Source organism: Alicyclobacillus suci (assembly GCF_017329615.1).
Lineage (GTDB): Bacteria > Bacillota > Bacilli > Alicyclobacillales > Alicyclobacillaceae > Alicyclobacillus > Alicyclobacillus suci.
This window is the reverse complement of the sequence record NZ_JAFMTW010000042.1, coordinates 1-23,221: the sequence shown is the minus strand read 5'-3', so window position 1 is coordinate 23,221 and position 23,221 is coordinate 1. Positions and strand designations below refer to the sequence as shown.

Here is a 23,221-nt window from a genome sequence, read left to right as displayed (position 1 = left end):
TCCGGTACCTGCATACTTGTGGGGATTCTTTCTATAACCACTTGCGTCGCTTAAAGATGATGAAAAGGACAAGAACCGATGCGAGAATCCATCCCCACAGCCAGAGATAGCCATAGTGCCAACTGTACTCCGGTACTTTGAAGTTGGTGCCGTACAGCCCTACGATGAACGACAATGGCATAAACAAGGTGCTGACGATGGTCAAGGTCTTCATAATGGAATTCATCCGATCACTCTTGATAGCCATTTGCAGATCTAACAACCCCGAAAGTGCTTCGCGGAAACTATCGACGTCGTCGACGATGTGATTGATGTGGTCGTAAAGATCCATGAAGTAGACGTTTTCCTCTGGTTTGCTGTAGGAGAAACCCATATGCATAAGACTTTCGACCACGCTTCGCTCGTCACTGAATACGCGTCGGACGTGATGTAAGGTGCGCTTGAGCGAGAAAATCGTCGAGGCGACGGAAGACTCGGGGTTGTCGTAGATTTGCGACTCGAGTGTGTCGACTGTCTCTTCGATATTGTCGACGAGGTCTAGGTAATGGTGGACGCAGAGATCGAGAAATTCATAGACGGCTCGCCCTGGGCTGTGCATTTTTTCTGGAGATTTATCAAATTCCTCCTCTAGTTCTCCGAGAAACGGCATGGGTTCCTTGAGAATGGCAATGATAAATTGCGAACCCATGACAACGGAAATTTCGACGAGTTGCCAGTCGTCTCGCAGGAAAAAGAACGGGAAGTATGCGATATCGTGATGTGTGTGCAGGCGCGGACGCACACCTTCTTGTAGGCAGTCGTCGACAATTTGCGTGGGGCATTGGAACAGTTCGCTAACCGTATGGCGGATGTCTTGTTCGTTTGGGTTGAGCAGCGTTAAAAAGACCATTTCACCTTCTTGTGGCGCTCGATTGTCGATGCGCATGACTTCGTTGTTGTGATAGACCAGCATGATGTTCACCTGACTTATTTGAGTGTGTCCCAATCTATTGACGAGGATAGTAAGATATTGACGGAAAGGAGATGTGTCATGCAACTGCAGGAGAATGTTTCGCAAGATAGACAATTGGGTCATGTGCTCTGGAAATTAACCCGGCCACACACACTGACGGCGTCTTTTGTCCCGGTGCTCATTGGTACGGTTCTCGCGTTGTCATTCGCGCATTTACACGTATTGCGCTTTGTCGCGATGTTATTATCTTGTCTGTTTATCCAGATAGCGACGAACATGTTTAACGAGTACTACGATTACAGGCGGGGGTTGGATACGGAGCATTCGATTGGCATTGGCGGCGCGATTGTCCGCGATGGCTTGCAGCCAAAGACGGTGCTTCGGATGGCGCTTGGGTGTTATTTGATTGCCTTGCTGATTGGTGTGTACCTGTGTATCAGCAGTAGCTGGTGGCTGGCGCTAATTGGCTCTATCGGGATGTTGATTGGCTATCTGTACACGGGTGGGCCGCTGCCCATCGCGTATACGCCGCTTGGTGAATTGTTTGCTGGTTTGTCGATGGGTGCGATGTTTATCCTGATTTCCTTCTTTATTCAGACCGGGTATATCAATACGGAAAGTATTTTAATTTCGGTTCCCATTGCAATTCTCGTCGGTGCTATCAATATGTCGAACAATATTCGAGATTTGGACGGGGATAAGAGTTCCGGCCGCAAGACATTGGCGATTTTGGTTGGGCACAAAGGGGCGGTCGCGCTGTTGGCAGTTTCCTTTGTCGTCGCCTATCTGTGGATTATCGGCATGGTCGTGTTGGGCTATGCGAGCCCGTGGTTGCTGCTGGTTCTTTTGAGTGTCCCGAAACCGATTCAAGCGGTGACGGGTTTTATTGGCAAACGTTTGCCAATGCAAATGATGCCGGCGATGAAGGCGACCGCACAGACCAATACGATTTTCGGGTTGCTCTTGTCTGTCGGTTTGTTTATCAGCTTCCGTCTGTAAGGTTTATGTATCGATGTTAAAATCTGTGCTCGAAAAGGCCGTCCGCGCTGACTAGTCACCTAGTCGGAGGACGGCTTTTTTTGACCCTGGTTGGGACAAGTTCTATAATTATGGGCGTTGTGAGGTACCACTCGACGGGAAGTTTGGAGTGGATTCGGGAGGGTTTGGCGTGACACTTCAGTGGGAAAAAGTGAAGGATTATACCGATATTATTTATGAACGTGCAGAAGGAATTGCGCGTGTCACGATTAATCGCCCAGAGGTGCGCAATGCATTTCGGCCGGAGACGGTCGCCGAGATGATTGATGCCTTTCAACATATCCGCGACGATGCTTCAACGGGTGTCGTGTTGTTCCGCGGCGCTGGAGATCTTGCGTTTTGTTCCGGCGGCGACCAACGCGTGCGCGGTCACGGTGGATATGTCGGTGGCGATTCGATTCCACGGTTGAACGTTCTTGATTTGCAACGGTTGATTCGGCAGTTGCCGAAGCCAGTCATTGCTGTGGTCGCAGGTTATGCGATTGGCGGTGGACATGTTCTGCATTTGGTGTGTGATTTGACCATTGCGGCGGACAATGCGCGGTTTGGGCAAACCGGGCCGAAAGTGGGCAGCTTTGACGCAGGATATGGCGCGTCGCTGTTGGCGCGGACGGTCGGCATTAAAAAGGCGAAGGAAATTTGGTACCTCTGCCGCCAGTACTCTGCACAAGAAGCACTGGATATGGGATTGGTCAACGCGGTCGTGCCGCTGGATCGGCTGGAAGAAGAAAGTATTCAGTGGGCACGCGAGATTCTTGAAAAGAGTCCAATTGCCATTCGTTTCCTGAAAATGGCCTTTAATGCTGATACCGATGGTGCGGCTGGTCTGCAGCAGTTGGCGGGTGACGCAACAATGTTGTATTACATGACAGAAGAGGCCAAAGAAGGAAAGAACGCCTTTCTTGAAAAGCGCAAGCCCGACTTCACGAAGTTTGGCAGACTTCCCTAATGAGGTGGGTATGACGCGCGATTAGCTTTGAATGGAGTCGAGGTGAGTTGAATGCACGGTTTTGAGGTGCAACCCGTCCGTTCAATTCCCGATTGGTTGCGAGGACGCGCCATCCATTATCCAGACCATCCGGCCCTTGTCGCGCCGGAGGGGACCTGGACATATCGAGAACTTTACGATGCCGCGTGTGAGTACGCGGCTTCGTTGCGGATATTAGGGGTCACCGAGGGCGATAGGGTTGCGGTTATCGCCAAGACAGGCGTCAAGTACGCCCTCATGATGCACGCCATCATGCAGCTAAATGCGGTTGTCGTACCGCTGAACTGGCGGCTCACGGGTAGGGAGTTGGCTAAGCAAGTGGAAGATGCCGAGGTCGCCATCCTGTTGTTTGACGAAGGTGGGGCGACACTGGCGCGAGACGTTTTGCAACATGTGCAACCGCGGTATGGCGGTCGGGCGTTTGAGTCGATTGAGCGGACCGCAGAGCGGGTAGAGCGGTCGGATATCGAATTGACCCACATGCACGCCATAATCTATACATCTGGTACCACAGGCGTCGCGAAGGGCGCTGTACTTACATATCAGAACCACTGGTGGGGCGCGATGGCTTCTGCCATGCAACTTGGACTCACGCCGGTCGACAGGTGGCTCGTGCCGATGCCCCTATTTCATGTCGGGGGTATGGCAGTACTGATTCGCAGTCTCATCTACGGTACGACGGTTGTCATTCACAACGGATTTGACGTGTCGGCTGTCAATGAAGCGCTGGATAGCGGTGATATCACTATGGTTTCGGTTGTGCCGACCATGCTCCAACGCCTCATTGAACATCGGCGTGTAGGGTATCCAAAGGCGCTGCGTTGCGTGTTGTTAGGCGGTAGCGCAGCGCCAAAATCGCTTGTGGCACGAGCGCTTGCGCTGGGGATACCGGTGAATCAAAGTTACGGAATGACGGAGACGAATACACAGGCGACGACTTTACAGTCTGCGGATGCATTGCGCAAGGTTGGTAGTTCTGGAAAGCCGCTAGCCAATATGCGGGTGCGCATTGCAACACCTGATGGCTTCACGGATGAGGCTTTTGTGGAGGGCGAGATTGTCGTTCAGGGCCCAACGGTTATTTCAGGTTACTGGAAGCGTCCCGACGCCAATGCAAAATCGTTCCGGGATGGCTGGTTTTATACCGGCGATATCGGTGTGTTTGACGAAGAAGGATTTCTTTACGTGCTGGATAGGCGGGCAGACCTTATCGTTTCGGGGGGAGAGAATATCTATCCCGCGGAGGTTGAATCTGTCCTTGTGCAATACGAGGGCGTGCGTGAGGCGGCGGTTGTGGGGCAATCAGATCCCACTTGGGGGCAGGTGCCTGTTGCGTTCGTCGTCAAAGCAACGGAAGTGGAGCTGACCGAATGCGCACTCGCGAATCATTGCCGCCAGTTGCTGGCCGGATATAAGGTGCCAAAGGCGTTTTATTTTGTCGACGAATTGCCGCGTAATGCCTCCGGGAAATTGCTGCGGCGGATTCTAAAGGAGCGCTTGCAATGAAGAGGATGGCGTGGGACGACATGGTGGGCAAACTGGCGCACGCCTACGCCGATGATGCGGCAGTTGTGTGGGAGGACAAGCGTATCGTGCGCGTGAAGATCCCACTTGAGATACCGCTGCACACGTTCGTGCGTTGGCAGATAGGTGTGCCGGCCGTGTTTTCGTCGGATCCAAAGACGCATCGCACGGCCCTTGGACTCGGGGCGGCCACTCAGCTTACCGGAAATGGACCGGACGCGCTGGGCGACATTCAGATGGCCATTCGCGCCAAGCGCGTGCCGCGTATTCCAGTCACCTGGTTTGGTGGATTCGTGTTTGACTCGACCCAACCTGTCGAGGGCACGCTCTCTGGGTGGCCGCACGCATTGTGGTTTGTTCCGACCGTGACGTTGGAGCGACATGATAGTGAGCGAATGGTCACGGTGACTGCGGTGTTGCCAAATGGGTTGTCGACAGCGGCAGTCAACGAGGCGCTCAAGCCCATTGGCGAGGTGCTTTCGGGTGCGGCGGATAACGGGCGGGCTGCCTTCCATTCGGGAGCGGGCACGAACGACCTGATGTCACCTGAAGTGAATCAGGGTTCAGTTGGGATAGTGCACGACGCTCGGTCTTGGGAGGCGCTTATCCAAAAGGCTGTCGGCGAATTGCGGCGCGGCGAGATGGCGAAGGTGGTCCTTGCGCGACAAACGCCGGTCACGATTGGCGCGTCACTTTCGGAGGCGCTGGCGCGGTTACTCGATACATACGCGACTAGCCATGTGTTTGCACTGGCTTGGGATGGCCGTTGGCTGCTTGCCGCAAGCCCTGAGCAACTCGTTCGGGTCGAAGGCGGGTGGATGGCAGTCGACTGTCTGGCGGGCACGACGGCCCGTGGGGACACTCCTGAAATAGATCAGGCACTTGCCGACGCGTTGCTGAACAGCGCCAAAAACCGCGAGGAACACGCGGCTGTGGTGCGCGTGGTGACCGATAGGCTGCGCTTGGTGGCCGAAGAAATGACGGTTCCAGATGCGCCCGTGTTGAAGAAACTGGCGAATGTACAGCACCTTTATACGCCGGTTCGGGCGAAGTTGAGGGCGGGCAAGCATCTGTTTGATGCGGCTTCGCTTCTGCATCCGACGCCAGCCGTCGGTGGTGTGCCGCTCGGGCGAGCGCTCGCGTTTATTCGCGCGCACGAGGGGTGGCCGCGAGGGTATTACGCTGGAGCCATTGGCTATGTCGACGCAGGTGGCAACGGGTTGCTCAGTGTCGCACTGCGGAGTGCAGCGGTTGCCTATCCGCAGGCGGTGTTGTATGCCGGATGTGGTATTGTCGCCGCCTCCAATCCGGCGGATGAATGGCAGGAGACAGAAATGAAATTGACACCGATGCGGCTTGCGCTCGGGTGAAGGGGATTTGGGTATGGCAAATTGGGATTTGTGGCCGGTGCATGCGTTTGTCGACGCGTTGGCCGCCGCTGGGGTGAAGGCGGCTGTGGTCTCGCCGGGATCACGCAATACACCGCTGACCCTCGCGTTTGCGGAGCATCCAAAGATAACGGTGTATTCACATCTCGATGAACGATCCGCCGGCTTCTTTGCACTGGGCCTCGCAAAGTCTACCGGCACTCCGGTGGTGCTTTGTTGTACGTCCGGGACGGCGACGGCGAATTATTATCCGGCGGTAATGGAGGCATTTGAGGCGCGCGTTCCGTTGCTCGTGGTGACGGCGGATCGGCCGCATCAGCTGCGCGACGTGGGGGCTAACCAGGCGGTCCGACAACCGGGGATGTACGCGATGCACGTGAAGTGGGCGATGGAGTTGCCGGTACCGGATGGCACGCAGGAATTGGCGAGGCACGCCGCTGCGATGGCGGCGCGGGCAACAGCGGTCGCCTTGGCCGCGCCTGCCGGGCCGGTGCACGTGAATTACCCGTTTGTCGAGCCTTTAATGCTTCCGCCGCGGGCGGAACTTACCGATGCACACCAGATTTCGATTCCGTCGTTGTACCGCTCAGCGCAGGCCCTGCCAGACGAATCGGCTGTCGAGGCACTGTATCACGCGCTGCAAACGGCGAAGCGACCGATGTTCGTCATTGGACCGCAGCCATCCGTCGAGATGGGTCGGGCTGTCGCGTCATTTTGCGCGAAATACGGCATTGTCCTCTGTGCAGACGTGCTGTCGCAAGCGCGTTTTGTCCCCGATGAGGAAGCGGCGACGCAGGTGCAGTATTTTGATTTGCTGCTGACGGCTGCGGGGGACACCATGCCCGCGCCAGATTTGGTGGTGCGTTTGGGTGGACAGCCGACCTCGAAGTCGATGTCGACATTTATGCAGCATGCGGCGGAAGGTGCACGCGTGTTTGTGGTCGACGAGTCGGAGTGGTATCGCGATGCGTCGTTTGTCGCGACAGATGTCATCGCGGGGGATGTGTTGGCCTTGTTGCGCGAGTTGGCAACTCGTGGACTTGCAGCAAACGACCCTTGGGCAATGTATGTACAGGCCTGGAAACAGGCGGACGAGGCAGTCGCATCCGTCGTCGCAACGTTCACGCGAGAGCATTGGTTCGAGGGCGCTGCGCTGCGGTCGTTTGTGGCGGCGTTGCCGGAAGGTGCACAATTGTTTATTGGCAACAGTCGACCCATCCGCGATCTCGACGCCCTCGCATCACCCCGCCCGCCGATTGTAGCGTTTGGCAATCGCGGGGTGAGTGGCATTGATGGGATTGTTTCGACTGCGTTTGGTGTCGCTGCGGGCAGGCCGACAGAGCCGACCGCGTTGTGTTTGGGGGATGTATCGTTTTATCACGACCTGAATGGATTACTTGCGGCACGGCGTTTTTCGGTGCCTTTGACGATATTGCTGGTGCACAATGATGGTGGGGGCATCTTCCAACATTTGAGCCAAGCACAGCGTCAAGAGACACTAGGTTACTTTACCACGCCGCACGGACTCGAATTCGAAGAGATGATTCGCGCGTACGGCGGTCGTTTTACGCGCGTTACAGACGAGATGGCGTTGGCCGCGGCAACACGCCAGGCCACGTCGCGACAGAATGGGTTGCAGGTCATTGAGGTGCGTTTTGACAACGCCGAGAGCGCGGGCTTGTATCAGCGGTTGCGCCAAGAGGTTGCGAGTGCACTCCGGATGGTGATGGACTGATGTGGACGACACGTCCCGTATCCATTCGTGGCGCCGACTACCACGTGGCTGAGGCAGGTTCTGGCACACCATTGCTCTTATTGCATGGCTTCACTGGCAGTCACGAAGTCTTCGAGCCTCTTCTGGCTCGCTTGGTTCCCAAGTTTCGCTGCATTGCGCCGGATCTCTTGGGGCACGGCACCTCTGCAGCGCCGACGGATTCGGCGCGTTATCACATGGACGAGACGCTGGCGGATTTGGTGGCGTTATTGGATGTGTTTGAGGTAAATTGCGCACATGTCCTTGGTTATTCGATGGGGGGCCGCATTGCGTTGTCGTTTGCCGCGAAGTACCCGTCGCGCGTAAAGCGCCTGGTGCTCGAAGGCGCTTCACCTGGCCTTCGTGAAGCGGCGGATAGGGCGGCGCGGCGGTCAGCAGACGAAGCACTCGCGGCGTCTATTCTCGAACATGGGGTCGCCGCATTTGTTGCGCGGTGGGAAGAGATACCCTTATTTGCGTCACAGAAAAACTTGCCTAGGGCACAATTCTTGCGGCAGCGGGAGATTCGCATGGCCCAGCGAGCCGAGGGATTGGCAGGCAGCTTGCGGGGGATTGGAACAGGCGCGCAGCCGCAGATGTGGACCCATTTGTCAGACGTCACAGCAAAAACGTTACTTGTGACGGGACAGTTGGATGTGAAGTTTACACAGATTGCCTCGGAGATGGCGCGACAGATTGCGGACTGCGAGACGGCGATGATTGCACGCGCCGGTCATACCCCACACTTGGAGCAGCCAGAGGCATTTCTCGATGTCGTTGTCCCGTTCTTAGCGAATCCGTGAATGCTTGACGTTCGATGATGTCGATAGGTGCCAGTTTTCATGGTTTTATTCTAATCCTTGAGGAGGACTATCGTTGTTACATTTAGGGGGCGGCTGGGAGCAGGCGCTGATGATGATTTTTATCGTCCTCGGCCTCGGGTTAATTGTGAGTAAACTCTCAGAAAAGCCGCGCATTCCCGATGTCGCTGCATATTTGGTTTTAGGTATTGTGCTAGGGCCTTCGGTGTTTCATATCGTCGATGCGCCGAGTCAGTCGCAAGCCAACCAGTTCATCGTTTATTTAGGTGCGACGTTGATCTTATTTGATGGTGGGCGCGCCGTGCGCTTCGACGTGCTTCGGCGCGTGTACGTCAGCATTTCTCTGTTGGTTACCACGGGCGTCCTCATCAGCGCGTTGATTGTTGGTGTGGCTGTACATTATTTCCTACATACCCCTTGGGTTTGGTCACTGTTGTTGGCATCCATCATGGCATCCACTGATCCTGCGACACTCATTCCCGTCTTTCGCCGTGTGCCGATTGTCGAGCGGTTACAGCAGACGATGGAGACTGAATCTGCGTTTAATGACGCGACGGCATCGGTGCTGGTTCTCATGTTGATGACGGCGGTACAAACGGGTGGAGGATTGTCGATTGGACCTGCGGTTCTCAAGTTCTTTCACGATGCCTTTATCGGGCTGGCAGTGGGTGTGGTGTTCGGACTGTTGGCGATGTTACTCGTCTCTCGAAAAGCGTGGGGGATTTTGCACGAACTCGGGTCTGTCGTCATGTTCGTATGTGCCATCGGTGCTTATGTGGTCGCCAGCCGGTTGGATGCCAGTGGTTTTATGGCCGCGTTTGCCGCGGGCGTGATGACTGGCAACGGTCGGTCGCTGCGTTGGCCGCTCGCGGGCGAGACCGAAGGCCATATTGAACATACGGGTGGCGTGCTGACGCTTATGCTGCGCATTCTGATTTTTGTTATGCTCGGCACGCAAGTTAATTTTCAAGTCGTGTACGCGCATTTGTGGGTTGGCTTGCTGATTGTCGTCGTTTTGATGTTCGTCGCGCGTCCGGCGACGGTATTCGGCTCTGTTTTGTTTGATCGCGTCGCGAAGTGGAACGGCCGTGAGATGATATTTATGACCTGGGTGCGCGAAACGGGCGTGATACCGGCCGCCCTGGCTGGCACCGCTGTGGCAAAGGGGATTCCGCAAGCGCAGACGATTCTCGCGGTGACATTTTTGGCGATTCTCTGCACCATTCTCATCCAGGCCACAAGTACAGGTGCGGTTGCGAAGCGTTTAGGATTAGCGCGTCAAGAGGAACAAGAGGATTTGTAATACACCATTCTGAACGGAAGGGTCTTCATCCGCCGCTGACCTTGTCTAGCGGTGTTGGATGTCTACCCATGATGGTACAGAACGTGTCGTTTTACATCGAAACTTTACAAAGTCTTTACACCTTGTCTATTTGATTTTCACATTGCCTTGTTATCCTTGGCCCTGTTAGGACATATTACGACGACCAAAACGGGGTCAGGGAGGAAACAAATAATGTCTCTTCGCTCAAACAAAATTTTCGCCGGTGCCGCTGCACTTGCTACCATCGTCGCTGTTGTCGGTTGCGGCACAGATAATTCATCCACGAACAATACTATGAACACGGCTTCGAACACAAGCGCTGGTTCGGGAAACGCAAGTACTTCCGGCCCTGTGAAATTGGCTGAGTCGGGTTCGTCGCTCCTTTATCCACTATTTAACGACCAATGGGTTAGCGCTTATCAATCGGTTGATTCCAACGTTCAATTGACTGCCGCTTCCACAGGGAGTGGGACGGGTATCTCGCAGGCAATTGCAGGTACCGTAGATATCGGCGCTTCTGATGCATATCTCGCGGACGCTCAAATGCAACAATCGCCGGGCATGCTCAATATCCCGGTTGCCGTATCCGCACAACAGATTATGTATAATCTTCCGGGCATTAAGGACCATCTGAAACTCAGTGGCGACGTCATCGCAAAGATTTACGAAGGCAAGATTCAGTATTGGGATGACAGCGCGATTGCAGCTTTGAACCCAGGTGTCAGCTTGCCTCATCACGAAATTATTCCGGTCACGCGTTCTGATAGTTCTGGTGATACGTTCCTGTTCACCCAGTTCCTCACGGACACGAATAGCGATTGGAAAAACGGACCCGGATACAATACAACGGTTTCATGGCCATCGGTTTCTGATGAAATTGGCGCGAAAGGCAACGACGGCGTCGTCGACGCACTGTCGAAAAATCAATATAGCATCGGTTATGTCGGTATTAGCTGGTTAGACAAGGCGACACAGGAAGGTTTGGGCTATGCATCCTTGGAAAACAAGGACGGCAAGTTTGTCCTTCCGACGACGGCCAACATCAAGGCAGCCGCGACCGAAGGTTCACAAAATGTGCCGAAGGACGAGCGCATTTCGCTGATTGACGAACCAGGTGCAAACTCTTATCCAATCATCAACTTTGAGTACCTGATTGTCAAACAAACACAGCCGAGTGCGGACAAAGCGACGGCTTTGAAGAACTTCTTGAATTGGGCGATTGACCCGAGCAAGGGCAACAGTTCGAAATACTTGACGCCAGTGAACTTCCTGCCGCTTCCAAGCAACGTCGAGCCACTCAGTCAAGCACAAATTGATTCGATTAAAGCAGGACAGTAATTCCGCGATAAATTTGTAGACGATGGAGGCATCAATATATGCGTCGTGTTTCTAGCGCCTCCAAAGCAGCAGACCGAGTTTTCAAAGTGGCTACTGGCATCTGTGCCAGTAGCCCGGTGCTGTTTTTGCTGGCCATTGGCATCATTGTCATCGTTCAATCGATACCGACCATCCACTATATGGGCTGGCATTTTATTAGTACGATTCAATGGAATATGGGCAGCTTGTATGGATCAATGATTCATAAAAATGGTGTGAGTGTACCATCCGGTGCGTCTTATGGAGCGCTCGTGTTTATCGTCGGAACGGTTGCAAGTTCCGTTCTGGCACTGATTATTGCCATTCCAGTGTCGATTTTGACAGCGATGATTCTCGCTTACAGAGTGCGCGGACCCATCGGGTTCGTCCTCAGTATTCTCGTTGAAATTCTCGCAGGGATTCCAAGTGTAGTCGTAGGTCTTTGGGGAATTTTGGTTCTCGCGCCTTGGGTGAGTCACCAGTTTGGTCCGTTCCTGCGCAGCGTGTTTGGCTTTATTCCGTTTTTGGGGGGATCTACGGGCAGTGGCTATGGCTTGCTCACGAGCGGCATCGTCCTAGCGATGATGATTGTCCCGATTATTACGGCCACCGCGCGCGATTTGTTTCGTCAGGTGCCCCTCTTGGCTCGCGAAGGTGGCCTGGGCCTGGGGATGACCACGTGGGAGACCGTTCGCTATATCTGTTTACCGTTCATTAAAGACGGATTGGTTGGTGCCATTGCGCTTGGTTGGGGCCGGGCAATGGGTGAGACGATGGCGGTGTTGATGGTCAGTGGCAACGCCATCAATATTCTGCCACACAACATCTATAGCCCGATTTCGACGATGGCGGCGTTTATCGCCAACCAACTGGACAGTGCACAGACGGACGCTACAGGCATGGCGGTTCATGCGCTGTCTGAAATGGCGTTGGTCTTGCTCGTCATTACGCTGTTTACCAACTTGCTGGCTCGGTTTCTCGTCAATCGCACAACGCGTCGTCGTTCAGTGAAGGCAGGTGCAAATGGATGATTACAGCGCGTCGCAGGCGAAGAAAAGTCAGTGGGTTTATTGGTTGGGGATTTGCTTGGTTAGCCAGTGCGCTGGTGATCTTTGCACTTTTTGACCTGATTGTATCTGTGGTTTGGCATGGGGTTCGCGCGTTTCACTGGTCGATGCTAGTGCAGCCGACGCACGGAACGGCGGGTGGCTTGTCCAATGCGATTCTTGGTACCTTTGAATTGGTGATTATTGCAATTGTGTTTGCGGCACCACTTGGCATCCTCGGCGGTGTCTTCACCTCTGAATTTGCTGGAAGTCGGACGGCGGGTATTGTGCGGTTTTTAGCGGAGGTGTTGTCAGGCGTTCCCTCTATTGTCATCGGCTATTTTGGCTATCTTTTGATGGTGTTGCACTGGCATTGGGGGTTTTCGGCGCTCGCCGGCGGAATTGCCTTGACGATTATGATGCTGCCGTATATTTTGCGCACCACGGAAACCAGTTTGCGTCAGGTACCACACGCGCAGCGAGAGGCTGCTTGGGCGCTCGGCATGACGCGATTTCAGGCCATCAGCCGCGCTATCTGGCGGCCTGCCGCAGGTGGCATCGCCACGGGCATTTTGTTGGCTATCGCTATCGGGCTCGGCGAGACCGCACCGCTGTTGTACACGGCGGGATGGAGTACAAATTATCCATCGCTACATCTGACCCATGATCAGGTGCCATATCTAACGTATGTGGTGTGGAGCTACTTAGATCAACCGTATCAAGATGCGCGCAACCTTGCGTATGCCGCCGCCTTCGTGTTGTTGGTGATTATTTTGCTGATTCAATTAGGTGTTCGCGCCCTGGTTTGGAAGACTTCAGGTTATGGTCGACGTGATCACTAATCAATCCCATGGCTATATGGACATGCAACTGAATAGGATAAGCGGAGAAGACGAATTCTTCTCCGCTTCTTTGCGCCATAGGGGTTGTTGTCGAAACGTAGCACATTCAAGTTGTCCAGTTCCACTCGGGAGTTTACAATACGTTATGTGGAATGTTGCCAAGGGGATGAGACGATTGCACCGCGTTTTGCTCTTAACGGCGTCATTTGGCGCTGGCCACAATCAAGCGGCGTACGCAGTGCAGGAGGCCCTCAAGGACAGAGGCGCGTCCGCCGAGGTTGTGGATTATGTGAGCTTGTTAAACCCAGCCTTGCGTTCATTCGCTAAGTTCAGCCTGATACAAGGCGTGCAGAAGGCGCCCGGGTTGTACGGATTGTTTTATAAGTCGATGTCGAGGCTTGAGCCGGATTCCCCGTTGCAGCGATATGTGAACCACATTGGGATAACGCGCATACAGGATTATATTGACTTATTCGCACCAGATATTATTGCCAGCACGTTCCCTACGCCCATGGGGGTCGTCGGGGAGTTGCGCAGGCACGGTACGGTTCGCGTTCCGAACGTGTCTATCGTGACGGATTACACGGCGCATCGTCAGTGGTACCATGAGTATTCTGACCACTATTTTGTGGCGACCGACGAAGTGCGTCGGGATTTGGAGCATTATGGGGTGCAGCCGCAAAAAATTGATGTGTTCGGGATTCCGCTACGCAGGAAGTTCAGTGCCGAGGCAGTCAATTTTTTGCGCAGCCATCGGACAGAGCTGATTTTACAACTTGGGTTGTCACCGTCTGTTCCGATTGTTCTGCTCATGGGGGGCGGTAGCGGCGTGTTGGGCGATGCGCCCGAGTGGGAGACGTTCATTCAAAAATCGGAATTACAGTACCTTATTGTCTGTGGTCAAAACCGTCGTCTGGAGCGTCGCTTCGCGCAATTACAGAGCGATAGGGTGCGGGTGTACGGCTTTACCAGTGAGATCGACCGGTTGATGGCTGCGGCAGATGTCATCGTGACAAAACCTGGGGGATTGACGCTGACCGAGTCGATGGCGATTGGCATACCTATGGTATTGTTCAAACCGATTCCGGGGCAGGAAGAAATCAATGCTGATTTTGCTGTTCGGGCAGGCGTGGCTGTGCGAGCTCAGCATGCGGAGGAGGCACAGGCGTTTCTCGACCGAGTGACACAGGAACCTGCCATTCTCGAAGAGATGCGACGTGCGGCCCATCAAGTGCCTGTGCTGGGTGCAGCAGATCACATTGCGGATAGGTTGCTTCATCTTGCAGATGGAATTGTTGCAACACCCCTTCAGGCCTACCCGCCTGAGTTACTAATGACTTAGAGCGGGTTTTCAAACCCAGTCTGGATGATGAGGGGGCGTACGTTTGGTCTGGTGGTTATTGGTAATTTTTATTGTCCTGATTTTGTGGATTATTTATTCTGCTTGGCCGACTTTTTGGACGCGGGTTTGCAAGCATTCGATGCAAACCACAGGGCTTCCAGATACGGTTTCGTTGACGTTCGACGATGGACCGAATCCGACGTACACGCCGCGCTTACTCGATGAGCTCAAAGCTCAGGATATCAAGGCGACATTCTTTGTGTTAAGCGAGCGCGCACAGCAGTATCGGGAAATCGTTGAACGGATGTTGAAAGAGGGGCACGATGTACAGGTTCACGGTAGCCGCCATTGGTTCGTACCATTGCTACATCCGTTCGCTGCACGTATGCAATGTGTCGGTGCTGCACGAGCGTTACAGGCGTCGTTTTGCGTGACCCCCCATGTGTATCGTCCGACTTGGGGGGCTGCAAATCTCGCATCTCTGTTTTTTGTTCGTCGATCCGGAATGCGTTTGTGTACGTGGAATGTGATGGTCGGCGATTGGCGAAACACCGAGCCTGAAGAATTGGTCCGCAGGATTGTTGGAAAACTGGAGAATCAGAGCATCATCGTACTCCACGACAGCGACCATACGTTTGGTGCTGAAACAGGGGCTCCCGAGAACGTCATTCGAGCGATTCCTGCGATTTCGGAAGCCGTCAGGTCGCGAGGGCTGCGCTTCGTAAGAATTTGTGATTGTTTGGGGGAATCATGATGCCAAGGCGTGTGGTCCGTAGAGTCTTTGACGTGTGGGAAGCGATGTTCCACAGGATGTTTCGTCTGGAGGACATCGAACCGGGCGCAGAGCATTTATTTTACATAACAAAGCGCAAGTACACTGGGCGGCCATTTGCTGTCGATGGGGTGTCGGTGAAGCGGTTTGATCCAGTGATTGAAATTCATATGAACAACCAACTGGTGGAACGGGCGTTGCGCGAAGACGAAAATGTCGTGCGTGCGATGGTGGTTTTGATTCGTCAGGCACGCAGGTCTCTTCCGGCGCTTGCGCGAGCGTTGCAAGCAGAAAAATATCAGGACGCCAAAGCGCTGTACGGTATCACGTTCATTCACCGTGGGATTGACCATTTTGGTTTTCAAACGTTGCCGCTCAATGCGCATAGTTTGATGACGCGGTTGACGAAATGGCATTTGAAGAACGTCTTGCGGATGCTCAACCCGCACGCCGAAGACATTTTTCGCACGCATAGCGAGTTGCTAGAACCGCGATTGGTCGTCGCATCGAAGGCGAGTATCGTGGCTCGCTATGGCACGAACAGCGCACTGCAGGAAACGCGAGACACCCGCGAAAACTTGACGGCTGCTACGTCTGTGTCGCCTACGGGTAGAGCATGAAAGTTTTATTGTTATATGGTTCGTTTGGCGACGGACATCGGCAGGTGGCGCGCGCCATCGAAGATGTCCTCGTCGAGGTTTATGGTGCGCAGGTTTCTGTCGTAGATCCCTTCCGACAGACGAATCGGTTCGTTGCAGCGTTTAATGAGTGGCTCTATGAAACGCTGACCGCGCACGCGCCTTTTGTGTACGGGTGGAGTTACAATTGGACGCGTACGTTATCCCCGAAACACCTACTGTGGCGATTGCTAGCCGCGTTTTCACGCCGCGCCACATGGGCAAAGCTACGGGCGCATCAACCTGATGTCGTCGTGCAATTGTTTCCTGATCACGCCTTGGCCAAATATCCACGAGATCTTTCGAAGCCACCACTTCTTGTGACGGTACTGACGGACTATGCGCTCCATAGTCGCTGGTTTCACGCGAATGTCGATCTCTATTTATTGCCTGTAGACCAGATGGTTGCAAAAGCGAAACCGTTCTTGTCGGGGCGTGACCAGATGGTCGTTACGGGTATTCCTATTCGCGCCCCATTTAGCGCTTGCCGCGTGGACTCCGCCGTGCCACATGGGATGATTGTGATTTCCGCCGGGGGACGGGGGGTGTTTCCGGATTTGTGGTTTGTTGTAAGGTCGTTGTTAGAAGCATTTCCAGATAACCAGGTTGCGGTGTTGTGCGGGCGCAACGAGGCCATGCGAAAGCGAATCGAAGCGTGGTCACAAAGGCTCTCGGAAGCGCGGCTTATAGCGATTCCGTTTACGGATGACGTCGCCTCTTATGTCCAACGCGCTGCGTTTGTGGTGGCCAAGGCCGGAGGTGTTTCGATTTCTGAATGTCTGGCGTCGGGCAAGCCTATGCTGTTTTTCAAGCCGCAGCCGGGGCAAGAGCAGCACAATGCACAGGTAGTATCCGAACTCGGAGCAGGGCGCGTGGCTTATACAAGGCGAGCATTTCAGACGGTTTTAGCGCAATACCGCGGGGCGTCTTTAGCGGAAATGGCGAAGGCGGCGATTGTCAACGCACATCCAGATGCGGCCCTTCGGGTGGCATCGGCCATTGTTCAAATGTGGCAAGCGAAGCGGTGAGGCAGAAATGCTAGACTTCTAAACGGTGTTTTTTCGAACCCTCCATCAATCTGCATGTTCTATCATTTTATGATTGATATCGACATGATTTTCAGTTTATAATCTCAATAGCGCATCAAAATATAGTCCACTCTCTATGCGCTAGAGGCAGGGGACCGCTGTTTCGACATAGTCTGCACACCCAATACATACATAAAATCTTTGAAAGTATCGATTCATTCACAATATTGTGCGACTAGTCGTTTAAAAAGTATGAAATGTTGGGTCACCCGAACAAGGACGGAAATGGGGCTAGCTTCTGTGCGTTTTAAACTGCTGATGGGTTTGTCGTCAACAGCTGTAATGGGCTTATGCCTCTCTACCGTGTATGCCGGAACGGTGACGTACACCGTTCACAGTGGAGATTGTCTTTCGTCCATTGCATCGAAGTATCACACCACCGTTTCAAACCTCAAGTCATTGAATGGATTAAAGTCAGACACGATTTATCCTGGTCAAAAACTCACAGTTGAGTCGTCTTCGTCGACCTCATCCAGTCAGGTTGCCGCCAAAACGGTCTCAGATGTGAAAAGTTCGTCGAGTTCATCTTCGACGTACACCGTGAAATCGGGCGATACGCTCTGGGACATTAGTCAAAAGTATGGCGTGCCGCTTTCTTCCCTCGAGGCGTGGAATCATCTGACGTCCAGCAGTATTCTCCATGTCGGTCAAAAGCTTACCATTAAGGGCGGCTCACAGACGCTTGCCAGCCGCGGTAGTTCCCCGATAGCAGGCTTATCCAGTACACTCGGCTACGAGGTAGCACAGTACGCTGAGCAGTTTGAAGGTGTCCCGTATGCTTGGGGTGGCACATCACCGAGTAGCGGTTTTGATTGCTCAGGATTCGTACAATACGTGTATGCGCATTATGGAACACTGCTTCCAAGAACCAGCTATAGTCAATATGGCGTCGGGACCAGTGTCGATAAGTCTGACTTAGAACCTGGGGACATCGTCTTTTTTGATACGAACGGAAGTGGCGCTTCTCATGATGGTATATATGAGGGAAATGGCCAATTTATTAATGCAGCCAGCAAAAAAGTTGAAGTCGATGATATGACGAGCAGCTACTGGGCTTCCCATTATGTTGGCGCTCGTCGACCATAATTTTGTTCAAATGAAAATGAGACAGAAAACCCGCTTCCGACGTGGAAGCGGGTTTTCTGTTTTAGGAGCGCATTTGGTTTTAGAATTTATACCGTAAACGGCTGTTATACCCAAGCATTAATGGATAAATAACTGACGGTACCCACCACTAACATTACAGACAAGGCAACAGCCATGCGTTCCGCAAATCGAATCACTCGATGCAACGTGTGTATTGGGTCATTCGGTTTGGTCGAATTCAACGTGCGTCACGCCCTTTTCACAAATTGGTCTCTATAACAGTGTATCACCAAGATGTGAACTTCAATCCATTGTTTTGCAAAAATTTGTGAAGCTTATGTCACAGTATTTCCGATTTAACACGAGTTGTGACACATTGTGTCGAATGATTCTTCAAAACACGTCAATTCAAATCGGAGCGTTCGCCGGAGATAATATAAATGACGCTTTCACCGATGTTCGTCGCGTGATCTCCAATCCGTTCTAAATAGCGCCCACAAAATGCCAGGGTCATCGCCTGTGATGTGTCGGAAGGAGAGCTGGCGCTGTGTGCAAATAGACCTTCTACCAGTTTTCTGTAGCGGTGATCTACATCGTCATCAAGAGATGCGAGATGTCGCGCAGCCTCTACGTCGTTGTTGACATACGCGTTGAGTGCTTCTGAGATCATTTGGTCGATAGTTTGCGCCATCTCGCGAATGTCGTCAAGACTTCGCGAGATAGGCTGCCCATTCAACCGAATCGTCGATTTTGCGATATCGACGGCCAAGTCGCCCATGCGTTCGAGATCCATCGATAGTCGCATCCCGGAGATAATTTTGCGTAGGTCAGTCGCTACAGGCTGTTGCGTCGCAATGAGGCGGATACACAAATCTTCAACTTCGTGATCTTGGCGGTTGATGGCGATATCGTTCTCAACGACCTCTTGTGCTAAACTGATATCCGATTTCTCCAGTGCGGAGACCGCGATTCGAATGGCGTCTTGGATGTCGCCGCCCATGCGAAGCAGTTTCAGCTTGAGTTCCTTCAGCGCAATATCAAATGACTGACGTTGTTGCATATTTGTCCCTCCGGTTCACGTGTATTAGCCAAAGCGGCCAGTGATGTAGTCCTCTGTTCGGCTGTCGACAGGTTTTGTAAAAATCGTCGTCGTCTCACCGAATTCAATCAGTTCACCTTGTAGGAAGAACGCCGTCTTGTCCGCAATGCGCGCCGCTTGTTGCATATTGTGTGTGACAATGACAACGGTATAGTCATTTTTCAATTGTTGAACAAGTTCTTCGACGCGCATGGTCGAAATCGGATCCAGTGCGGACGCGGGTTCATCCATCAGGAGAACATCGGGTTCAACAGCGAGTGCACGCGCGATACAAAGGCGCTGTTGCTGTCCGCCAGACAGTGCTGTGGCAGGTTTATTCAGACGGTCTTTTACTTCGTCCCACAGCGCAGCCATTTGTAAACTTTGCTCCACACGCTCACGGAGTTCGGATTGACGTCTGATTCCGCCGAGGCGGAGTCCGACGGCGACATTATCAAAAATCGACATGGTCGGGAATGGATTTGGCTTTTGAAATACCATGCCCACGACACGTCGTACGTCGACCGGATCTAGTGAATAAATATCTTGGTCAGCTAGTTTTACTTGTCCCTGGACTTTTGCGTAGGGAGCTGTTTCATGCATGCGGTTGAGGCAGCGAATGAACGTTGACTTACCGCAGCCCGATGGACCAATGATGGCTGTGGCCATCTTTTCCTCGAGGTGGATGTTGATATCTTTCAGTGTATGTTGCGCCCCATACCAGGCGTGTAAATTTTGCACGGACATGGATTTGCCCACCGACAGTCACTCCAATCACGATTGACAAAAGATCACTTGTTTTAAGAGATTGCTTCGATGTCTTAGTAAAGCTTTGATTGAGACGCGATTCCGAAGATAAGATTAGCTTGCCGGTGTTAAAGAAATGTGTGGCTGAAGTGAAGTTTATGTAAAGAGATCTCGCGGATGCAAAGTAAATCTATGAAAGGTATAACCAAGTTGTGACAGGTGGGGAAGCCGAGCGGGAAATCCACCCGCCCGATGCTCCTTTTACGCACGTGTTAGATATGTTATGACCTTGTGTATGACTAGGATATTTTATTTTTTCCATTGTAGAACTTCGTCTGGGTCGGCTGGTAGTCTTCCATAATGGCGATGTGCGTGATAGTTGTGGATCTGTTCGCAAACTACCTCCATTTGCTCAAGAATTTCGCGCTCTGAGGTCGACGAGGGACTCCAGTAGTAAATGTCCATGGAATAAGGGCTGCCGTTTGCCGACTCGCGTGTATAGGCGATGTTCTGTGCCCGATGGAATCCGTTTTTGAGGTAAAAGCGTATTCGCTTTTCTGTGTCTCTGTCCTCTTTGTCTGCTGGCTCCACTTCGGCGATGAGCGTTTTGCCTCGTCTCTTAAACGAATCGATGACGCGGGTTCCAATACCACCCCCTCGCGTTTTGGGGTTCACCAATAGGTAGTCAATGAAAATAAAGTTCTCAAAGTCCGCGTAAATGATGAGGTACTCGTCTGTTTGTTCACAGCGGTAGGCCGGGTGTTGGCGAAATAATTCCTTCATTTGCTCGGGGTGTTTTAACTCGTGATCGGGAAAGTAATTTTCGAGTCGTTCATACCACTCTTGTTCGTGTTCCAAAGTTATCGCCCCTTGCTGATTTTATCCTTTACAATGAACTGCCCTGTAAATTCTGGTTGACTGTCTGCAATTGGGTCGCTGTACATCGTGAAAGTACCGGATTCCCACGGTGAAAACTCGACGTCTGAGGTTTCGCCGGGGCCAAGTGTCCGCGTGTAAATTCGGTATTCCGGGATGGCAAACTCATGCTGCTGTTTACCTACATTTTGAATGTGCAGGTGAAGTGGTGTATCAAGCGGTTCGACGAGTCGGTTTGGAGAAAATCCATGATCCGTAATCAGGACGTTAACCACCTCATTGTGCGGTGTATTGTTTTTGGCTTGCACCGAAGGCATGACAACCGTTGCCGTGAGAAGCGCCGCCACGCATGCGAACGTTTGCTTTAGGGGCAATCCGTTAACCATCTTACGCACTCCATTCAAACAGAGATTTCCGCGCATATGTTTCCCGGAAAATCACGAAAAGATACAGGATTTTACACAGTTCAATCGTTTGCGACAAAAAATTCTGATATAATGCACAGATAATCAATCGTAGGATGGTGAGAGGGGTGGGGGAAATGTGTTACATGCTCAGGAGGCGATAGAGACATTGCGCAAGCAACTCGTCGAGTGTGTCACAATTTGCGGTAGTTTTACACACCCAGAAGTCATTCGAGTAAGCCAACGGTTGGACCGTTTGATTCTTCGCGTACAGATGGAGCAATGGCATCTAGGTGACACGACTTGATACCCCTGCCATCCGCTTGTGTAAGAAAGCTGTCGCTTTTTCGTCTTCTGTCGACTCGTTTGCTTGAACAATCACTTGATAACGACAATAGAGCCACGGCTTATTCAGCGTAGCTCTATTGTGATGCGAACTTGAAATGATTACTTTAACAGCTTATCTCAGGATTTCTAAGGGCGGGACAGCTGTAAGCGCTTCTAATGTGACGAATTTGTGTCGATGTAGTGGACTTTTGACAGGATTTGAGTTTACTCACATGAGTTGGTGACCTCCTTTCATTCGAGGGACATTTTGCACCCTGTATCGGTGTCCCGTTTCGTCAGTGAATTCTGATATAATAGCCCTATTGTGCGGGGAAAGGTGGTATCAGGACGTGTCGAAAATCTATGTATTGCATGAAAATCCTGAATGGACAGTTCATTTGACAAAGCGTTTAGAGGAACTCGGTGTTCCTTTTGAAGAGTGGTACGTACCGGATGGTCATTTCCATCTCGATAGCACGCCACCGGAGGGCGTATTTTATAGTCGGATGAGCGCGTCGTCACATACGCGAGATCATCGTTATGCTCCGGAGTATACAAGTGCGGTCTTATTGTGGTTGGAAAGCCACGGGCGAACTGTCATCAATGGGCGTTGCGCTCTTCAACTTGAAGTAAGTAAGGCGGCCCAATATCTTGCACTGCAATCTGCGGGAATACAAACACCTAGGACAGTGGTTGCTGTTGGGAAGGAGCATATTCTCGACGCGGCTCGCCAGTTTGCGGGACAGTCGTTTATTACGAAACACAATCGGGCGGGAAAAGGACTTGGTGTTCAATTGTTTCACGATATATCGGCACTAACCGCTTATGTAAACGGAGCGGAGTTTGAGGAGCCGGTGGATGGGATTACGTTGGTTCAGCAGTATATTCAATCCCCTGAGTCCGATATCACCCGGTGTGAATTCGTCGGAGGACAATTTTTGTACGCCGTGCGCGTGGACACGAGCGGCGGGTTCGAATTGTGTCCGGCCGATGCGTGCCAAATTGGTGACTTGTTTTGCCCGGTGGGGGAACAAGTAGATACGAAGCCGAAGTTCCAAATCATTGACGGATTTTCGGACGAAATAATCGATAAGTATGAGCGATTTTTACGCGTCAATGAAATTCAGGTGGCCGGCATTGAATTTATTCGAGATTCTCAAGGCACGGTTTATACGTATGACATTAATACCAATACCAACTATAACGCCGATGCTGAGGCGGCCGCTGGTGTCTTTGGTATGCAGAAATTAGCGCAATTTTTACAAGCGCAGTTGGTCGTTTCTGCGCGCGTGTGACTTGTGTGGTCAGTCGATGTCAGACCATACGTGCCCGAGTGGATTTGAGAGGAGCCTTTGAGGATGAGATATGGGTTTTGGCTGCCTGTGTTTGGGGGATGGTTGAGAAATGTGGAAAATGAACAGATGCCTGTATCATTTGATTATGTCAAACAAGTCGCCATTCAAGCAGAGGCACTAGGCTATGATACCACGCTTATCGCAGAGCTATATTTAAACGATATGAAAGGGATGCACGCGGATACTCTAGAAGCTTGGACGACAGCTGCCGCGCTGGCCTCTGTGACTGAACGACTCGAAATTATGACAGCGGTTCGGCCGGGGTTTCACAATCCGGCTGTGACGGCGAAAATGGTTGCCAATTTAGATCAGATTAGCGGTGGACGATTTACTTTAAATAGGGTCTGCTGAATGAACCATAAACCTAATCGTAGCAAGGATTTCGCGTGCCAATTGTCGAAATAAAGTGTATGGATTTTGAGCGGAACAGGCGAAAA

Annotated in this window: 22 protein-coding genes and 1 pseudogene; 18 read left to right on the top strand and 5 right to left on the bottom strand. The window is 52.3% G+C overall.

Annotated features, from left to right (window positions below; translation table 11 throughout):
• Positions 1-31 precede the first annotated feature (31 nt).
• Positions 32-952 (bottom strand): magnesium transporter CorA family protein, encoded by a 921-nt coding sequence (locus J3482_RS16110; protein ID WP_188332328.1) that lies wholly within the window; start codon positions 950-952, stop codon positions 32-34.
• Between the two features lie 78 nt (positions 953-1,030).
• Here J3482_RS16110 and J3482_RS16105 point away from each other — a divergent pair, with 78 nt between their 5' ends.
• The 15 genes from J3482_RS16105 to J3482_RS16035 all read left to right on the top strand — a co-directional run bounded on the left by J3482_RS16105 (position 1,031) and on the right by J3482_RS16035 (position 17,997).
• Complete coding sequence (locus tag J3482_RS16105) at positions 1,031-1,951, top strand: 1,4-dihydroxy-2-naphthoate polyprenyltransferase (protein WP_146824121.1); 921 nt, start codon at positions 1,031-1,033, stop codon at positions 1,949-1,951.
• Positions 1,952-2,120: 169 nt separating this feature from the next.
• Entirely contained in the window at positions 2,121-2,939 is an 819-nt protein-coding gene (menB, locus tag J3482_RS16100) for a 1,4-dihydroxy-2-naphthoyl-CoA synthase (protein WP_021295346.1), read from the top strand.
• 51 nt (positions 2,940-2,990) lie between these two features.
• Positions 2,991-4,484, top strand: coding sequence for an o-succinylbenzoate--CoA ligase (locus J3482_RS16095; protein WP_146824120.1), 1,494 nt, complete (start codon positions 2,991-2,993; stop codon positions 4,482-4,484).
• Positions 4,481-5,872, top strand: coding sequence for an isochorismate synthase (locus tag J3482_RS16090; RefSeq protein WP_206922712.1), 1,392 nt, complete (start codon positions 4,481-4,483; stop codon positions 5,870-5,872). Before J3482_RS16095 ends, J3482_RS16090 begins: the two co-directional genes overlap by 4 nt.
• 13 nt (positions 5,873-5,885) lie before the next feature.
• Entirely contained in the window at positions 5,886-7,625 is a 1,740-nt protein-coding gene (gene menD, locus J3482_RS16085; RefSeq protein ID WP_206918500.1) for a 2-succinyl-5-enolpyruvyl-6-hydroxy-3-cyclohexene-1-carboxylic-acid synthase, read from the top strand.
• A complete protein-coding gene (gene menH, locus J3482_RS16080) occupies positions 7,625-8,446 on the top strand; it encodes a 2-succinyl-6-hydroxy-2,4-cyclohexadiene-1-carboxylate synthase (protein WP_146824117.1) in 822 nt (273 codons plus the stop codon). The genes menD and menH overlap by 1 nt, the downstream gene beginning before the upstream one ends.
• A gap of 73 nt (positions 8,447-8,519) precedes the next feature.
• On the top strand, positions 8,520-9,767 hold the full coding sequence (locus tag J3482_RS16075) for a cation:proton antiporter (protein ID WP_146824116.1): 1,248 nt from the start codon (positions 8,520-8,522) through the stop codon (positions 9,765-9,767).
• 213 nt (positions 9,768-9,980) lie between these two features.
• A complete protein-coding gene (gene pstS / locus J3482_RS16070) occupies positions 9,981-11,126 on the top strand; it encodes a phosphate ABC transporter substrate-binding protein PstS (protein ID WP_146824115.1) in 1,146 nt (381 codons plus the stop codon).
• A gap of 38 nt (positions 11,127-11,164) precedes the next feature.
• Positions 11,165-12,175, top strand: a complete 1,011-nt coding sequence (gene pstC / locus J3482_RS16065) for a phosphate ABC transporter permease subunit PstC (RefSeq protein ID WP_146824114.1) — start codon at positions 11,165-11,167, stop codon at positions 12,173-12,175.
• The gene (pstA, locus tag J3482_RS16060) at positions 12,172-13,032 is read left to right on the top strand and encodes a phosphate ABC transporter permease PstA (protein ID WP_146824113.1); all 861 of its coding nucleotides are present in this window, start codon (positions 12,172-12,174) and stop codon (positions 13,030-13,032) included. The genes pstC and pstA overlap by 4 nt, the downstream gene beginning before the upstream one ends.
• 175 nt (positions 13,033-13,207) lie before the next feature.
• Positions 13,208-14,374, top strand: coding sequence for an MGDG synthase family glycosyltransferase (locus J3482_RS16055; protein WP_146824112.1), 1,167 nt, complete (start codon positions 13,208-13,210; stop codon positions 14,372-14,374).
• 43 nt (positions 14,375-14,417) lie between these two features.
• Positions 14,418-15,128: a polysaccharide deacetylase family protein gene (locus J3482_RS16050; protein WP_146824111.1), complete on the top strand. Its 711-nt coding sequence runs from the start codon at positions 14,418-14,420 to the stop codon at positions 15,126-15,128.
• Positions 15,128-15,766, top strand: coding sequence for a YkoP family protein (locus J3482_RS16045; RefSeq protein WP_188332327.1), 639 nt, complete (start codon positions 15,128-15,130; stop codon positions 15,764-15,766). Before J3482_RS16050 ends, J3482_RS16045 begins: the two co-directional genes overlap by 1 nt.
• Entirely contained in the window at positions 15,763-16,851 is a 1,089-nt protein-coding gene (locus tag J3482_RS16040) for an MGDG synthase family glycosyltransferase (protein WP_206922711.1), read from the top strand. Before J3482_RS16045 ends, J3482_RS16040 begins: the two co-directional genes overlap by 4 nt.
• 300 nt (positions 16,852-17,151) lie before the next feature.
• Positions 17,152-17,997, top strand: coding sequence for a C40 family peptidase (locus J3482_RS16035; RefSeq protein ID WP_146824109.1), 846 nt, complete (start codon positions 17,152-17,154; stop codon positions 17,995-17,997).
• A gap of 403 nt (positions 17,998-18,400) precedes the next feature.
• Here the strand turns inward: J3482_RS16035 and phoU are convergent, their stop codons facing one another.
• The 4 genes from phoU to J3482_RS16015 form a co-directional block, all read right to left on the bottom strand.
• A complete protein-coding gene (phoU, locus tag J3482_RS16030; protein WP_146824108.1) occupies positions 18,401-19,057 on the bottom strand; it encodes a phosphate signaling complex protein PhoU in 657 nt (218 codons plus the stop codon).
• A 24-nt stretch (positions 19,058-19,081) separates the two neighbouring features.
• Complete coding sequence (gene pstB / locus J3482_RS16025; RefSeq protein ID WP_146824132.1) at positions 19,082-19,822, bottom strand: phosphate ABC transporter ATP-binding protein PstB; 741 nt, start codon at positions 19,820-19,822, stop codon at positions 19,082-19,084.
• Between the two features lie 309 nt (positions 19,823-20,131).
• Positions 20,132-20,680 carry a GNAT family N-acetyltransferase gene (locus J3482_RS16020; RefSeq protein ID WP_223204236.1) on the bottom strand — a complete coding sequence of 183 codons (549 nt, stop codon included), beginning with the start codon at positions 20,678-20,680 and terminating at the stop codon, positions 20,132-20,134.
• 2 nt (positions 20,681-20,682) lie between these two features.
• Positions 20,683-21,084: a cupredoxin domain-containing protein gene (locus J3482_RS16015; protein ID WP_188332326.1), complete on the bottom strand. Its 402-nt coding sequence runs from the start codon at positions 21,082-21,084 to the stop codon at positions 20,683-20,685.
• A 157-nt stretch (positions 21,085-21,241) separates the two neighbouring features.
• Here J3482_RS16015 and J3482_RS16010 point away from each other — a divergent pair, with 157 nt between their 5' ends.
• The 3 genes and pseudogenes from J3482_RS16010 to J3482_RS16000 form a co-directional block, all read left to right on the top strand.
• Positions 21,242-21,409, top strand: coding sequence for an aspartyl-phosphate phosphatase Spo0E family protein (locus J3482_RS16010; RefSeq protein ID WP_146824106.1), 168 nt, complete (start codon positions 21,242-21,244; stop codon positions 21,407-21,409).
• Positions 21,410-21,779: 370 nt separating this feature from the next.
• Positions 21,780-22,724 (top strand): ATP-grasp domain-containing protein, encoded by a 945-nt coding sequence (locus tag J3482_RS16005; RefSeq protein ID WP_146824105.1) that lies wholly within the window; start codon positions 21,780-21,782, stop codon positions 22,722-22,724.
• A 63-nt stretch (positions 22,725-22,787) separates the two neighbouring features.
• Positions 22,788-23,129 (top strand): annotated as a pseudogene (locus tag J3482_RS16000) (LLM class flavin-dependent oxidoreductase); the annotation flags it as partial.
• Positions 23,130-23,221 lie beyond the last annotated feature (92 nt).